Genomic DNA, 13,342 nt, shown 5'->3' with positions numbered 1-13,342 from the left:
CCCCGGTTTCGGGAAGGGGCGGGTAGGGGAACAGGCCCGCCGCAGGCGCCACCGCCCGCACCCGCACAACCGCCCGCACCACCCCCGCCCGCGCGAGCCACTACCGCGCCCGCGCCACCCGCCGCTCGTCCCACACCGGCTCCGCCGACTCCCGCACCACCCCGTCCGACCCGAACACCAGATACCGGTCGAAGGTCTTCGCGAACCACCGGTCGTGCGTGACCGCCAGCACCGTCCCCTCGTACGCCTCCAGCCCGTCCTGAAGCGCCTCCGCCGACTCCAGGTCCAAGTTGTCCGTCGGCTCGTCCAGCAGCAGCGCCGTCGTCCCCCGCAGCTCCAGCAGCAGGATCTGGAAGCGCGCCTGCTGCCCGCCCGACAGCTTGTCGAAGGGCTGGTCCCCCTGCCGCTCCAGCTCGTAGCGCCGCAGCACGCTCATCGCGCCGCCCCGGTCCTTCGCGTGCTCGGTCCACAGGATGTCGACCAAGGGCCGCCCCAGCAGCTCCGGATGCGCGTGCGTCTGCGCGAAGTGGCCGGCCACGACGCGCGCCCCCAGCTTCCACGCCCCCGTGTGCGCGACGGACGTGTCGCCCGCGAGAAGCCGCAGGAAGTGCGACTTGCCCGAGCCGTTCGACCCGAGGACCGCGACCCGCTCGCCGTAGAAGATCTCCAGCGAGAACGGTTTCATCAGCCCGGTCAGCTCCAGATCGGCGCAGGTCACCGCCCGCACCCCGGTCCGGCCGCCCTTCAGCCGCATCCGGATGTCCTGCTCGCGCGGCGGCTCCTGCGGCGGCCCGGCGTCCTCGAACTTCCGCAGCCGCGTCTGGGCGGCCCGGTAGCGCGAGGCCATGCCGTCGTTGAACTTGGCCTTCTGCCCCAGGGTCCGGACCAGTTCCTTCAGCTTGACGTGCTGCTCCTCCCAGCGCCGCAGCAGCTCCTCGAAGCGCAGGAACCGCTCGCGCCGGGCCTCGTGGTACGTACCGAAGCCGCCACCGTGCACCCAGACGTCCGACCCGGCCGGGCTCGGCTCCACGCTGACGATCCGCTGCGCGGTGCGCGCCAGCAGCTCCCGGTCGTGGGAGACGAACAGCACGGTCTTACGGGTCTCCCGCAGCCGTTCCTCCAGCCAGCGCTTGCCGGGGACGTCCAGATAGTTGTCCGGCTCGTCGAGCAGCAGGACCTCGTCCGGCCCGCGCAGCAGCGCCTCCAGCACGAGACGTTTCTGCTCGCCGCCGCTCAGCGTCTTCAGCGCGCGCCACTGCGCCTTCTCGTACGGGACGCCGAGCGCCGCGACCGTGCACACGTCCCACAGGGTCTCCGCCTCGTACCCGCGCGCCTCGGCCCAGTCGCTGAGCGCCTGCGCGTAGCTCATCTGCGCGGCCTCGTCGTCCCGCTCCATGATCGCGTTCTCGGCGGTGTCGACGGCGAGCGCCGCCTCTCTGATCCGGGGCTGGGCGACGGAGACCAGCAGGTCGCGCACGGTGCGCTCGTCCCGTACGGAGCCGACGAACTGCGCCATCACGCCGAGACCGCCGCTGACGGTGACGGTCCCGCCGTGCGGCTGGAGGTCCCCCGCCATCAGCCGCAGCAGTGTCGTCTTGCCCGCCCCGTTGGCGCCCACGAGCGCCACGACGGCGCCCTCGCCGACCCGGAACGAGGCATCGTTGAGGAGCACCCGTCCGTCCGGTAGGTAGTACTCCAGGTGCGCGGCTTCCAGATGTCCCATGCTTCGCATTGTCACGGCCAGGACCCCGCTCTCCCAACCGATTTCCGTTCCCGTCCCACGAACCGGAACCCTCTCGCCCCGGTCTAAACTCCCGCCATGAGCTTTGGTCAAGGGGGGCCTTACGGGCCACCGCCACAGGACCCGTACGGATCGCGGGACCCGCAGGGGCAGACACCGGACTGGGCCGCGCTCGCCGACGCCTCCGCGCAGCGGGCCCGTCGCCGGCGGTGGATGCTGATCGGCGGCGGCGCGCTGGCGACCGCGGCCGTCGCGGCGATCGTGGCGACGGCCGTCGTCACGATGAACGGCGACGGCGGCGGCCGGGCGAGCGACAAGAACTCCAGCGACCTGCCCGCGCCGCCCGACCTGCCGAGCGAGAGCGCCGATCCCGAGCCGTCCTTCTCCGACGCCGTGCCGCTGCCGCCGCCGAACCCGAAGGACTTCATCTCCACCGAGGACAAGGACACGCTGCCGCTCAGCGCCGACACCCTCTTCCCCGGCTCGAAGCTGACGATGGGCGACCGCGTCTACGCGAAGGGCCCGACGAACCGCACCACGAACTGCGCCGGCGCCACCCAGGGCGCCCTCGGCTCGATCCTCGCCGCCAACACCTGTGACCAGGTCATCCGCGCCACGTACACCCGGGGCGGTACGGCGGTGACCGTCGGCGTCGCCGTCTTCTCCACCGAGACGCAGGCGCTGAAGGCGAAGAAGGAGGCGAGCGGCGGTCTGGCCTCGCTCTCCGGCCAGGGTGTCCCGACGTTCTGCCGGGGCGGCACGATCTGCCGCAAGACCACCAACTCGGTCGGCCGGTATGTGTACTTCACCGTGGGCGGCTTCACCAACGGCAAGAACGTCGTCAAGAGCGACCAGGACGTCTTCGACACCGGCGACGACGTGGCGGAGTTCACGTTCCTCCAGATCCGCCGCCGCGGCGAGGCGCAGGCGTCAGCCGCAGCCACCGCACCCGTCGACGAGTGACGTGACCGCGGGACTCCCGGCGGCCGGCAGGGTCCGCTTGTTGCGGGCCAGCCGGCCCCGCGCGGCGAGCTGGTCGTCGGCCGGGTAGCCGACCTCCTCCAGGGTCAGGCCGTGCGGCCGTACGACATGCACGGCCGAGTCCCGCACCCCGGCGGCCAGCACCTTCGCCGGCCACTCAACGGGCCGGTGCCCGTCGCCCACGAAGAGCAGCGCGCCCACCAGCGAGCGCACCATGTTGTGGCAGAAGGCGTCGGCCCGCACGGTCGCGGTGACGACGCCGTGCGCGTCCCGCTCCCACTCCAGCCGCTGGAGCGTACGGATCGTCGTCGCGCCCTCGCGCTTCTTGCAGTACGCGGCGAAGTCGTGCTCGCCGAGCAGTCCGGCCGACGCGGCGTTCATCGCGTCCACGTCCAACGCCCAGTCGTGCCACAGGACATGGCCGCGCAGCAGCGGGTCGACACCGCCGGGGTCGTCGCTGACGCGGTAGGCGTAGCGCCGCCAGATCGCCGAGAAACGGGCGTTGAAGCCCGCCGGGGCCTCCGCGGCCCGCCACACCCGCACATCGTGCGCCAGGCGCCCCGCGAGGCGCCGCAGCAGCCTCTCCCGGTGCTCGGCCCACAGCTCGGCGGGCAGATCGACGTGCGCGACCTGTCCGCGGGCGTGCACGCCCGCGTCGGTGCGCCCCGCGACGGTCAGGTCGTACGTCCGCGCGGACCGCGTCACGATCTTCAGCGCGTCCTCGATGTCCCCCTGGACGGTCCGCCGGGTGGCCTGCCGTGCCCAGCCGGAGAAGTCCTTCCCGTCGTAACTCAGATCGAGCCGCACCCGTACGAATCCGGGCGCCGCACCCTCGACCTCGATGTCCCCACTGTCCCCACTCACCCGCAGCTCCTCCTGAAACGGGAACGGGCCCGCACCGCCCCTACGGGGAGATGCGGGCCCGCCCTGCGACCTACCGACGGTCAGGCGTCCTTGGACTCGTCCTTCGAGTCGTCCTTGGACTCGGCCTCGACCGGCTTGGCGTCCTCGACGGGGGCGTCGTCCTTGGCGGGCGCGTCCTTCTTGAGGGCGTCCTCCTTGACGGCGCGCTTCGTCGCGGCCTCGGCCTCACCGGTGGCCTTCTGCGCCACGGTCAGCGCCTCGACCAGCTCGATGACCGCCATCGGGGCGTTGTCGCCACGACGGGGGCCGATCTTGGTGATACGGGTGTAGCCACCGGGGCGGTTCTCGTAACGCGGAGCGATCTCGGTGAACAGCGTGTGCACGATGCTCTTGTCCGTGATCGTCTGGAGAACGAGGCGACGGTTGTGGATGTCGCCCTTCTTCGCCTTGGTGACCAGACGCTCGGCGACCGGACGCAGGCGGCGGGCCTTGGCCTCGGTCGTCGTGATCTTGCCGTGCTCGAACAGCGCCTTCGCGAGGTTCGCGAGAAGCAGCCGCTCGTGCGCGGCGCTGCCGCCCAGACGGGCACCCTTGGCGGGCTTCGGCATGGTGTTACTCCTTCATATCTGCACCGGCCGTATCAGGTACCGGTGTCAGTTCCCCGCGAACGGCCGTCCGCGGAAAGGCTTTTCAGTACTGCTCGGTCTCCACGAAACCGGCGTCCGCGTCGTCGTCCGCGCCGAAGGCGTCGGCGGCGGCGGTCGGGTCGAATCCGGGCGGGCTGTCCTTGAGGGCCAGGCCCATGCCGGCCAGCTTCGCCTTGACCTCGTCGATCGACTTGGCGCCGAAGTTGCGGATGTCGAGCAGGTCCGCCTCGGACCGCGCCACCAGCTCACCCACGGAGTGGATGCCCTCGCGCTTGAGGCAGTTGTACGACCGAACGGTGAGCTCGAGCTCCTCGATCGGCAGGGCGAGATCGGCGGCGAGCGCCGCGTCCGTCGGCGACGGGCCCATGTCGATGCCCTCGGCGTCGATGTTGAGCTCGCGCGCCAGACCGAACAGCTCGACCAGCGTCTTGCCGGCGGACGCCATGGCGTCGCGGGGGCGCATGGCCTGCTTGGTCTCGACGTCGACGATCAGCTTGTCGAAGTCGGTGCGCTGCTCGACACGGGTCGCCTCGACCTTGTACGTGACCTTGAGCACCGGCGAGTAGATGGAGTCGACCGGGATCCGGCCGATCTCCTGGCCGACCTGCTTGTTCTGGACGGCGGAGACATAGCCGCGACCGCGCTCGACGGTCAGCTCCATCTCCAGCTTGCCCTTGCCGTTCAGCGTCGCGAGGACCAGGTCCGGGTTGTGCACCTCGACACCGGCCGGGGGCGCGATGTCGGCGGCGGTGACCAGGCCGGGGCCCTGCTTGCGCAGGTACATCACGACCGGCTCGTCGTGCTCCGAGGAGACGACGAGCTGCTTGATGTTGAGGATGAGGTCGGTGACGTCCTCCTTGACGCCCGGCACGGTGGTGAACTCGTGCAGGACCCCGTCGATCCGGATGCTGGTGACAGCGGCTCCGGGGATCGAGGAGAGGAGCGTACGACGCAGAGAGTTACCGAGCGTGTAGCCGAAACCCGGCTCCAGGGGCTCGATCACGAACCGCGAGCGGTATTCGTCGACGACCTCTTCGGTCAGCGACGGACGCTGAGCGATAAGCATGGAAATGCCTCCAGTCTTGGCACCCGCTATTTGATGCCAACAGAACAAGGATACGGGCGGTACGGGGCGAAGGCCCCGTACCGCCCGCGGTGCTCCTGTGCCGGCCCGGCCGGCGATCGCACCCTCAGGAGGTGCGAAGAGTCAGACGCGGCGGCGCTTCGGGGGGCGGCAGCCGTTGTGCGGGGTGGGGGTGACGTCCTGGATCGAGCCCACCTCCAGGCCGGTGGCCTGGAGCGAACGGATCGCGGTCTCACGGCCGGAGCCGGGACCCTTGACGAAGACGTCGACCTTGCGCATGCCGTGCTCCTGCGCGCGGCGGGCGGCCGACTCGGCGGCCATCTGCGCGGCGAAGGGGGTGGACTTGCGCGAGCCCTTGAAGCCGACGTGGCCGGCGGAGGCCCAGGAGATCACGTTGCCCGAGGGGTCCGTGATCGAGACGATGGTGTTGTTGAACGTGCTCTTGATGTGGGCGTGCCCATGAGCGACGTTCTTCTTTTCCTTGCGGCGCACCTTCTTGGCAGCGCCCTGACGACCCTTGGGGGGCATCTATTACTCCTACGGGAGGTGGTCGGTCCTACAGCGAAGACCGCTGATGAGCGTCCGCTGAGGACTACTTCTTGCCCGGCTTCTTCTTGCCGGCGATGGCGCGACGCGGACCCTTGCGGGTACGAGCGTTCGTGCTCGTGCGCTGGCCGTGGACCGGCAGGCCGCGACGGTGGCGCAGACCCTGGTAGCAGCCGATCTCCACCTTGCGGCGGATGTCGGCCTGGATCTCTCGACGAAGGTCACCCTCGGTCTTGAGATTCACGTCCACGTACTCGCGGAGCTTGACGAGGTCTTCCTCGGCAAGGTCGCGGACACGGACGTTGGGGTCGACGCCGGTGGCGGCGAGGGCCTCCTTGGACCGGGTGCGCCCGATGCCGAAGACATAGGTGAGGGCGACCTCGACGCGCTTTTCGCGCGGGAGGTCAACGCCTGCGAGGCGTGCCATGCATGGCTCCTGTGTGATTTCGGAGGTCTTCCGCAGTGACTCTCCCGGACGGTTGTGCTCTCTCCGGGTCCCCGGCCTCCGCCGGAGGTGTCGGCGCCATCAGCTGGTGCGGATGACGTCGGACACTGCGTATATACGTTGTCGCTCGCGTCGCGCGAAGTACTGCGAGATGCAGGGGGTCGTACGTCAGCCCTGGCGCTGCTTGTGGCGCAGGTTGTCGCAGATGACCATGACCCGGCCGTGACGGCGGATCACCTTGCACTTGTCGCAGATCTTCTTGACGCTCGGCTTGACCTTCATGGTGTGAGGTTCTCCGGGTCAGTGCCGGCACCCCGGAAACGGGGTGAGGCAAGATCTACTTGTATCGGTAGACGATCCGGCCACGCGTCAGGTCGTAGGGAGACAGCTCCACCACTACCCGGTCATCGGGCAGGATCCGGATGTAGTGCATCCGCATCTTGCCGCTGATGTGCGCGAGGACCTTGTGACCGTTCTGGAGCTCCACCTTGAACATGGCGTTCGGGAGGGACTCGATCACGGTGCCCTCAATTTCGATGGCACCTTGCTTCTTGGCCACGCTTCGCCCTTCGAATCGGCTACCTTGGTCGATTCTGGACCCCCGTATGTGGACACACGGGTACACCAGAGCCGACGAGTCAGTCTACGGCAGGGCTCCCGAAAACACGAATCGTTGAGTTTGCCCACCCCGGGAGATCGTCAACCCCCTGATCCCCCGACGCACCCGTACGGCTCAGACCTCACGCAAGAGGATCCGGCGCCGCCGTCACATCCAGCTCCGCCAGCTTCGCCCTGCCCCCGTCGACCGCCGTCAGCACCAGCGGGCCGTCCTCCGTCAGCGCGACCGAGTGCTCCCAGTGCGAGGACCAGGTGCCGTCGGTCGTGATGACCGTCCACTCGTCGGCCAGGACCTCGGTGCGCGGCGTACCGAGCGACACCATCGGCTCGATCGCCAGACAGAAGCCGGGGACCAGCTTCGGGCCCTTGCCCCGCTTGCGCGAGACATAGTTCAGCAGATGCGGGTCCATGTGCATCTGCGTGCCGATGCCGTGGCCGCCGTAGTCCTCGACGATGCCGTACTTGCCGCCGCCGGGCTTCGGCTGGCGGCGGATATAGGTCTCGATCGCCCGCGAGATGTCGACCAGCCGGGCACCGAGCCGCATCGCGGCGATCCCCGCCCACATCGACTCCTCCGTCACGCGCGACAGCTCGATCAGCTCCGGTGCGTGACCGTCGCCCACGAACGCCGTGAAGGCCGCGTCGCCGTGCCAGCCGTCCACGATCGCGCCGGCGTCGACCGAGATGATGTCGCCGTCCTTCAGCACGGTCTTGGTGTCCGGGATCCCGTGCACCACCACCTCGTTGACCGAGGTGCAGATTGTCGCGGGGAAACCGCCGTAGCCAAGGAAGTTGGGCTTCGCGCCGTGCTCGGCGAGGACCTTGCGCGCGACCTCGTCCAGGTCCTTCGTGGTGGCGCCCGGCACCGCGGCCTCACCGGTGGCCGCGTGGATCGCCGCGACGACCAGTCCGGCCTCGCGCATCTTCGCGATCTGCTCGGGAGTCTTGATCTCCACCATGACGGCGGCCTGCCTCACTCGGTCGAAGAAGGGATGTTGTCTCTGTCGGTGTCCGCGCCGGGACACCTACGGTAGCCCCCGGACAGCAGTACGGCCGCGGTGCCCACTGCGGGGCGCCCCGGCCGTATCACTGTGCCGTACCTGGTGGTGCTCGGCGGACGGACCTACGCGGCCCGGCCACCCTCCTCAAGAGCCGCCATCGCGCGCTTGGTCACATCGGCGACCTTGCCCAGCGCGGAGATGGTGACGACGAGGCCCTGCTCGCGGTAGTGGTCGATGATCGGCTCGGTCTGCGTGTGGTAGACCTCCAGCCGGGTGCGGACCGTCTCCTCGGAGTCGTCGTCCCGCTGGTACAGCTCGCCGCCGCACACGTCACACACACCCTGCTTGGCGGGCGGGCTGTACGTGACGTGGAAGACGTGCGAGCTGTCGTTGCGGCAGATACGCCGACCGGCGATCCGCTTGACCACCTCGTCCTCGTCGACCTCCAGATCCAGCACGGCGTCCAGGTGCAACCCCTCGGCCGTGAGCGCCTTGTCGAGCGCTTCGGCCTGCGAGACGTTGCGGGGAAAGCCGTCCAGAAGGAAGCCGTTCGCGGCGTCCGGCTGACCCATCCGATCCAGCGCCATCGCGATGGTGACCTCGTCGGGAACCAGGTTCCCGGCGTCCATGTAGCCCTTCGCCTGCATGCCGAGGTCGGTGCCCTGGCTGATGTTGGCGCGGAAGAGGTCACCGGTGGAGATGTGCGGGATGGAGAGGTTCTCGGCGAGGTACGCAGCCTGCGTTCCCTTGCCGGCACCGGGCGGTCCGACGAGGACGATTCGCATCAGCGGAGGAACCCTTCGTAATTACGCTGCTGGAGCTGGCTCTCGATCTGCTTCACGGTCTCCAGACCCACACCCACGATGATCAGGATGCTTGTCCCGCCGAACGGGAAGTTCTGGTTCGCGCCACCGAAGCCTGCCAACGCCATCGTTGGGACGAGAGCGATCAACCCGAGGTACAGCGAGCCCGGCCAAGTGATCCGGTTGAGTACGTAACTCAGATACTCGGCAGTAGGTCGACCTGCCCGGATGCCCGGGATGAAGCCACCATACTTCTTCATGTTGTCCGCGACTTCTTCGGGGTTGAACGTGATGGCCACGTAGAAGAAGGCGAAGAACACGACCAGCACGAAGTAGGTCGCGATGTAGTACGGATGGTCACCCTTGATGAAGTGGGCTTCGATCCATGTCTTCCAGCCGGACTGCGAACTGGAGAACTGCGCGATCAGCGCCGGGATGTAGAGCAGCGACGACGCGAAGATGACGGGGATCACACCCGCCTGGTTGACCTTCAGCGGGATGTACGTGGACGTACCGCCGTAGGACCTCCGCCCGATCATGCGCTTCGCGTACTGCACGGGGATCCGGCGCTGCGCCTGCTCGACGAAGACGACCAGGCCCACCATCACGAAGCCGATCAGAATGACCGTGCCGAACTCGATCCAGCCCTGGGCGAGCTTGCCGCTCTCCTTGATGGCCCACAGCGCGCCGGGGAAACCGGCGGCGATCGAGATGAACATCAGGATGGACATGCCGTTGCCGATGCCCTTGTCGGTGATCATCTCACCGAGCCACATGACGGCGGCCGTACCGGCGGTCATCGTGATGACCATCGTGACGGTGATGAAGATCGACTGGTCGGGAACGATCTCCGAGGCGACCGGGCAGCCGCTGAAGAGCGCGCCGCTGCGGGCCGTTGCCACCAGACCGGTGCCCTGGAGCACCGCGAGGGCGACTGTCAGGTATCGGGTGTACTGAGTGATCTTGGCCTGACCGGACTGCCCTTCCTTCTTGAGGGCTTCGAGTCGGGGGATGACCACAGTCAGCAGCTGAAGGATGATGCTTGCCGTGATGTACGGCATGATGCCGAGCGCGAAGATCGTGATCTGTAGCAGCGCTCCGCCGCTGAACATGTTCACCAGCCCGAACAGGCTGTTATTGCCCTTCTGCGCTGCGTCGACGCACGTCTGGACATTCTCGTAGCTGACACCGGGGACGGGAATGTGCGCCCCGAACCGGTACAGCACGATGATGAACAACGTGAAGAGCAGCTTCTTGCGCAGGTCGGGCGTCTTGAACGCCCGGGCGAACGCGGTGAGCACGGTGCCTCCTGCGACCCCCGCGCTCGCGCGTCAAGGGTGACGGTCTTGAGGATCGACGGATACATATCAGGCAAAAAGCCACGCGACCACCCCTGCGGAGAGTCCGCGTGGCTCAGGGTCCGGGGGCGGACCCCCGGGTTCAATACAGCAACAGTGCACGCCACCTTACCGGCGTACCTGCTCCCCTGGAACGACCAACCGGGGATGCCCCTTTTGAGAGGCACCCCCGGTTGGATGTTCAGTCCATCAACTTGTCCGAGACGTCTCAGACAAGCTCGGTGACGGAGCCGCCGGCGGCGGCAATCTTCTCCTTGGCGGAGCCGGAAGCGGCGTCAACCGAAACCGTCAGTGCCACGGAGATCTCGCCCTGGCCCAGGACCTTGACGAGGCTGTTCTTACGGACCGCACCCTTGTCGACCAGATCGGCCACCGTGACCTCGCCACCCTGCGGGTAGAGCTCGGCCAGCTTGTCCAGGTTCACGACCTGGTACTCGGTACGGAACGGGTTCTTGAAGCCCTTGAGCTTCGGGAGACGCATGTGGAGGGGCATCTGCCCGCCCTCGAAGCGCTCCGGAACCTGGTAACGGGCCTTGGTGCCCTTGGTGCCACGACCCGCGGTCTTGCCCTTGGACGCCTCGCCACGGCCCACACGGGTCTTGGCGGTCTTGGCTCCGGGGGCAGGACGGAGGTTGTGGACCTTCAGCGGCTTCTGCTCCGCCATGTCAGTCGACCTCCTCAACCGTCACGAGGTGCCGCACGGTGTTGGCCATGCCGCGGAACTCGGGACGATCCTCCTTGACAACCACGTCGTTGAGCCGCTTGAGGCCCAGCGAACGAAGGGTGTCGCGGTGGTTCTGCTTGCTGCCGATGTACGACTTCGTCTGCGTGATCTTGAGACGGGCCATCACGCACCCGCTCCCGCACGCGCACGAAGCAGAGCCGCGGGGGCTACGTCCTCGAGGGGCAGACCGCGGCGGGCCGCGATCTCCTCGGGACGCTGGAGACCCTGGAGGGCCGCCACGGTCGCGTGCACGATGTTGATCGGGTTCGACGAACCGAGCGACTTCGACAGGATGTCGTGAACGCCGGCGCACTCGAGCACGGCACGCACCGGGCCACCGGCGATGACGCCGGTACCGGGGGACGCGGGCTTGAGCAGGACGACGCCCGCCGCCTTCTCACCCTGGATCGGGTGCGGGATGGTGCCCTGGATACGGGGGACCTTGAAGAAGTGCTTCTTGGCCTCCTCAACACCCTTGGCGATGGCGGCCGGCACCTCCTTGGCCTTGCCGTAACCGACACCCACGGTGCCGTCACCGTCGCCCACCACGACCAGCGCGGTGAAGCTGAAGCGACGACCACCCTTCACGACCTTGGCAACACGGTTGATCGCGACGACACGCTCTACGTACGCGGTCTTCTCGGCGGCAGCGCCACCGTCACGGCCCTTCCGGTCCCGCCGCTCGCCGCCACCGGCACCGCTTCCGCGGCGCTGGGGTCCAGCCATTGGAATTACCTCTCTCTGTTACGTCCGCTAGCTCCGGAACCGGGGCTTAGAACTTCAGCCCGGCTTCACGGGCGGCGTCAGCCAGAGCGGCAATCCGCCCGGCGTACTGGTTGCCACCACGGTCGAACACGACAGCCTCGATACCGGCGGCCTTGGCGCGCTCGGCGACCAGGGCACCCACCTGCTGTGCCTGGGCGCTCTTGTCACCCTCGCCGCTGCGGATCGACGTGTCCAGGGTCGACGCCGAAGCGAGCGTGTGGCCCGCGATGTCGTCGATGACCTGGGCCACCATGTGGCGGTTGGAACGCGTCACAACGAGGCGGGGGCGGACCTGCGTGCCCGAGACCTTCTTGCGTACGCGGATGTGACGCCGCTTGATGGCAGCGGCCTTGTAGGCCTTGCCCTTGGCGATCTTTACACCGAATGCCATGGCTACTTACCCGCCTTTCCGACCTTGCGGCGGATGACCTCGCCGGCGTACTTGACGCCCTTGGCCTTGTACGGGTCGGGCTTCCGCAGCTTGCGGATGTTCGCCGCGACCTCGCCGACCTTCTGCTTGTCGATGCCCTCGACACTGAGCTTCGTCGGGGACTCGACCTTGAAGGTGATGCCCTCCGGGGCCTCGACGACGATCGGGTGGCTGTATCCGAGCGCGAACTCCAGGTTGGAGCCCTTCGCCTGGACCCGGTAACCGACACCGCTGATTTCGAGCGCCTTGCTGTATCCCTGGGTCACACCGGTGATCATGTTCGCCACCAGCGTGCGGGACAGGCCGTGCAGGGCCTTGTTCTGACGCTCGTCGTTCGGACGCAGCACCTTGAGGGTGCCGTCATCGTCCTTGGAGACCTCGATCGGCGCTGCGACGGTGTGCGAGAGGGTGCCCTTGGGGCCCTTCACCGCGACCGTACGGCCGTCGATGGTGACGTCCACACCGGTGGGAACCTGGATGGGGAGCTTGCCGATTCGCGACATGAGCTTTTCCTCCGTTCCCGACTACCAGACGTAGGCGAGGACTTCCCCACCTACGCCCTTCTTGCCTGCCTGCTGGCCGGTCAGAAGACCGTGGGACGTGGAGATGATCGCCACGCCCAGGCCGCCGAGCACCTTGGGCAGGTTGGTGGACTTGGCATACACGCGCAGACCCGGCTTCGAGATGCGCTTGATGCCGGCGATCGAACGCTCGCGGTTCGGGCCGAACTTCAGCTCGAGGGTGAGGGACTTGCCGACCTCGGCGTCCTCGACCTTCCAGCCGGTGATGAAGCCCTCCTGCTGGAGGATCTCCGCGATGTGCGACTTGATCTTGCTGTGCGGCATCTCGACGGTGTCGTGATACGCCGAGTTCGCGTTACGCAGACGCGTGAGCATGTCTGCGATGGGATCAGTCATGGTCATGAATTGGCCTTCGGCCTCTCTCGCCGGGGTTTCCTGTATGCGCCATCCCTCTCCCCGCTCGATGGCGGGACGGGTGCGGTGCGGGGACCTACGGCGTAGTAAGTTTCGGGCGGCGGACGCCCAACCCCCCAAGCCTACGGCATGTGGAGCAGGGCTTCCGCCGACCAGTTGCTTACCGAGAGCTCTGGTTGATTCCGTACTTCAACTCAACGCTGAAGCGGAAGAATTACCAGGAGCTCTTGGTGACGCCCGGCAGCTCGCCGCGGTGTGCCATCTCACGAAGGCAGACACGGCACAGGCCGAACTTGCGGTAGACGGAGTGGGGACGCCCACAGCGCTGGCAGCGCGTGTAACCGCGCACGCCGAACTTCGGCTTGCGGGCGGCCTTAGCGATCAGAGCCTTCTTCGCCAC

19 protein-coding genes are annotated in these 13,342 nt (G+C 67.7%); 1 reads left to right on the top strand and 18 read right to left on the bottom strand.

Annotated elements, in window-relative coordinates:
* Positions 1 to 100 precede the first annotated feature (100 nt).
* Positions 101 to 1,732, bottom strand: coding sequence for an ATP-binding cassette domain-containing protein (locus ACFYNU_RS18145; RefSeq protein ID WP_356587000.1), 1,632 nt, complete (start codon positions 1,730 to 1,732; stop codon positions 101 to 103).
* 87 nt (positions 1,733 to 1,819) lie between these two features.
* Here ACFYNU_RS18145 and ACFYNU_RS18140 point away from each other — a divergent pair, with 87 nt between their 5' ends.
* The gene (locus ACFYNU_RS18140) at positions 1,820 to 2,704 is read left to right on the top strand and encodes a hypothetical protein (RefSeq protein ID WP_356586789.1); all 885 of its coding nucleotides are present in this window, start codon (positions 1,820 to 1,822) and stop codon (positions 2,702 to 2,704) included.
* Here ACFYNU_RS18140 and truA read toward each other — a convergent pair.
* The 17 genes from truA to ACFYNU_RS18055 form a co-directional block, all read right to left on the bottom strand.
* The gene (gene truA / locus ACFYNU_RS18135; protein ID WP_356586787.1) at positions 2,672 to 3,586 is read right to left on the bottom strand and encodes a tRNA pseudouridine(38-40) synthase TruA; all 915 of its coding nucleotides are present in this window, start codon (positions 3,584 to 3,586) and stop codon (positions 2,672 to 2,674) included. The genes ACFYNU_RS18140 and truA overlap by 33 nt on opposite strands.
* 80 nt (positions 3,587 to 3,666) lie before the next feature.
* Entirely contained in the window at positions 3,667 to 4,194 is a 528-nt protein-coding gene (gene rplQ / locus ACFYNU_RS18130) for a 50S ribosomal protein L17 (protein ID WP_356586785.1), read from the bottom strand.
* Positions 4,195 to 4,276: 82 nt separating this feature from the next.
* Positions 4,277 to 5,299 (bottom strand): DNA-directed RNA polymerase subunit alpha, encoded by a 1,023-nt coding sequence (locus ACFYNU_RS18125; protein WP_003956430.1) that lies wholly within the window; start codon positions 5,297 to 5,299, stop codon positions 4,277 to 4,279.
* Positions 5,300 to 5,440: 141 nt separating this feature from the next.
* Positions 5,441 to 5,845 carry a 30S ribosomal protein S11 gene (rpsK, locus tag ACFYNU_RS18120; RefSeq protein WP_003956432.1) on the bottom strand — a complete coding sequence of 135 codons (405 nt, stop codon included), beginning with the start codon at positions 5,843 to 5,845 and terminating at the stop codon, positions 5,441 to 5,443.
* A gap of 64 nt (positions 5,846 to 5,909) precedes the next feature.
* Complete coding sequence (rpsM, locus tag ACFYNU_RS18115) at positions 5,910 to 6,290, bottom strand: 30S ribosomal protein S13 (protein WP_023539324.1); 381 nt, start codon at positions 6,288 to 6,290, stop codon at positions 5,910 to 5,912.
* A 186-nt stretch (positions 6,291 to 6,476) separates the two neighbouring features.
* Positions 6,477 to 6,590, bottom strand: a complete 114-nt coding sequence (rpmJ, locus tag ACFYNU_RS18110) for a 50S ribosomal protein L36 (protein ID WP_003956441.1) — start codon at positions 6,588 to 6,590, stop codon at positions 6,477 to 6,479.
* Positions 6,591 to 6,645: 55 nt separating this feature from the next.
* Positions 6,646 to 6,867 carry a translation initiation factor IF-1 gene (gene infA / locus ACFYNU_RS18105; RefSeq protein WP_003956442.1) on the bottom strand — a complete coding sequence of 74 codons (222 nt, stop codon included), beginning with the start codon at positions 6,865 to 6,867 and terminating at the stop codon, positions 6,646 to 6,648.
* Between the two features lie 181 nt (positions 6,868 to 7,048).
* Positions 7,049 to 7,885, bottom strand: a complete 837-nt coding sequence (gene map / locus ACFYNU_RS18100) for a type I methionyl aminopeptidase (RefSeq protein WP_356586998.1) — start codon at positions 7,883 to 7,885, stop codon at positions 7,049 to 7,051.
* 164 nt (positions 7,886 to 8,049) lie between these two features.
* On the bottom strand, positions 8,050 to 8,712 hold the full coding sequence (locus ACFYNU_RS18095; RefSeq protein WP_356586782.1) for an adenylate kinase: 663 nt from the start codon (positions 8,710 to 8,712) through the stop codon (positions 8,050 to 8,052).
* Positions 8,712 to 10,031 carry a preprotein translocase subunit SecY gene (secY, locus tag ACFYNU_RS18090; RefSeq protein WP_078075536.1) on the bottom strand — a complete coding sequence of 440 codons (1,320 nt, stop codon included), beginning with the start codon at positions 10,029 to 10,031 and terminating at the stop codon, positions 8,712 to 8,714. Before secY ends, ACFYNU_RS18095 begins: the two co-directional genes overlap by 1 nt.
* Before the next feature lie 265 nt (positions 10,032 to 10,296).
* Positions 10,297 to 10,752: a 50S ribosomal protein L15 gene (rplO, locus tag ACFYNU_RS18085; protein WP_023539328.1), complete on the bottom strand. Its 456-nt coding sequence runs from the start codon at positions 10,750 to 10,752 to the stop codon at positions 10,297 to 10,299.
* Position 10,753: 1 nt separating this feature from the next.
* Positions 10,754 to 10,936, bottom strand: coding sequence for a 50S ribosomal protein L30 (gene rpmD, locus ACFYNU_RS18080; RefSeq protein WP_041985698.1), 183 nt, complete (start codon positions 10,934 to 10,936; stop codon positions 10,754 to 10,756).
* Positions 10,936 to 11,538: a 30S ribosomal protein S5 gene (gene rpsE, locus ACFYNU_RS18075; protein ID WP_023539330.1), complete on the bottom strand. Its 603-nt coding sequence runs from the start codon at positions 11,536 to 11,538 to the stop codon at positions 10,936 to 10,938. Before rpsE ends, rpmD begins: the two co-directional genes overlap by 1 nt.
* Before the next feature lie 46 nt (positions 11,539 to 11,584).
* Entirely contained in the window at positions 11,585 to 11,968 is a 384-nt protein-coding gene (rplR, locus tag ACFYNU_RS18070) for a 50S ribosomal protein L18 (protein WP_356586779.1), read from the bottom strand.
* Positions 11,969 to 11,970: 2 nt separating this feature from the next.
* Complete coding sequence (rplF, locus tag ACFYNU_RS18065; RefSeq protein WP_356586777.1) at positions 11,971 to 12,510, bottom strand: 50S ribosomal protein L6; 540 nt, start codon at positions 12,508 to 12,510, stop codon at positions 11,971 to 11,973.
* A 21-nt stretch (positions 12,511 to 12,531) separates the two neighbouring features.
* Positions 12,532 to 12,930: a 30S ribosomal protein S8 gene (gene rpsH / locus ACFYNU_RS18060; RefSeq protein ID WP_023539333.1), complete on the bottom strand. Its 399-nt coding sequence runs from the start codon at positions 12,928 to 12,930 to the stop codon at positions 12,532 to 12,534.
* Between the two features lie 226 nt (positions 12,931 to 13,156).
* Positions 13,157 to 13,342, bottom strand: a complete 186-nt coding sequence (locus ACFYNU_RS18055) for a type Z 30S ribosomal protein S14 (protein ID WP_003948630.1) — start codon at positions 13,340 to 13,342, stop codon at positions 13,157 to 13,159.

The organism is Streptomyces sp. NPDC006643 (assembly GCF_042870175.1).
Lineage (GTDB): Bacteria > Actinomycetota > Actinomycetes > Streptomycetales > Streptomycetaceae > Streptomyces.
Note: the sequence above shows the minus strand (reverse complement) of the source record. Positions and strands in the feature narration are given on the sequence as shown.

Bases quoted from the DNA above. Each gene is read 5' to 3' on its own strand.
- ACFYNU_RS18145 (WP_356587000.1), bottom strand. From the start codon at position 1,732: ATGCGAAGCATGGGACATCTGGAAGCCGCGCACCTGGAGTACTACCTA.
- ACFYNU_RS18140 (WP_356586789.1), top strand. From the start codon at position 1,820: ATGAGCTTTGGTCAAGGGGGGCCTTACGGGCCACCGCCACAGGACCCG.
- rplQ (WP_356586785.1), bottom strand. From the start codon at position 4,194: ATGCCGAAGCCCGCCAAGGGTGCCCGTCTGGGCGGCAGCGCCGCGCAC.
- ACFYNU_RS18125 (WP_003956430.1), bottom strand. From the start codon at position 5,299: ATGCTTATCGCTCAGCGTCCGTCGCTGACCGAAGAGGTCGTCGACGAA.
- rpsK (WP_003956432.1), bottom strand. From the start codon at position 5,845: ATGCCCCCCAAGGGTCGTCAGGGCGCTGCCAAGAAGGTGCGCCGCAAG.
- rpsM (WP_023539324.1), bottom strand. From the start codon at position 6,290: ATGGCACGCCTCGCAGGCGTTGACCTCCCGCGCGAAAAGCGCGTCGAG.
- rpmJ (WP_003956441.1), bottom strand. From the start codon at position 6,590: ATGAAGGTCAAGCCGAGCGTCAAGAAGATCTGCGACAAGTGCAAGGTG.
- map (WP_356586998.1), bottom strand. From the start codon at position 7,885: ATGGTGGAGATCAAGACTCCCGAGCAGATCGCGAAGATGCGCGAGGCC.
- ACFYNU_RS18095 (WP_356586782.1), bottom strand. From the start codon at position 8,712: ATGCGAATCGTCCTCGTCGGACCGCCCGGTGCCGGCAAGGGAACGCAG.
- rplO (WP_023539328.1), bottom strand. From the start codon at position 10,752: ATGGCGGAGCAGAAGCCGCTGAAGGTCCACAACCTCCGTCCTGCCCCC.
- rpmD (WP_041985698.1), bottom strand. From the start codon at position 10,936: ATGGCCCGTCTCAAGATCACGCAGACGAAGTCGTACATCGGCAGCAAG.
- rpsE (WP_023539330.1), bottom strand. From the start codon at position 11,538: ATGGCTGGACCCCAGCGCCGCGGAAGCGGTGCCGGTGGCGGCGAGCGG.
- rplR (WP_356586779.1), bottom strand. From the start codon at position 11,968: ATGGCATTCGGTGTAAAGATCGCCAAGGGCAAGGCCTACAAGGCCGCT.
- rplF (WP_356586777.1), bottom strand. From the start codon at position 12,510: ATGTCGCGAATCGGCAAGCTCCCCATCCAGGTTCCCACCGGTGTGGAC.
- rpsH (WP_023539333.1), bottom strand. From the start codon at position 12,930: ATGACCATGACTGATCCCATCGCAGACATGCTCACGCGTCTGCGTAAC.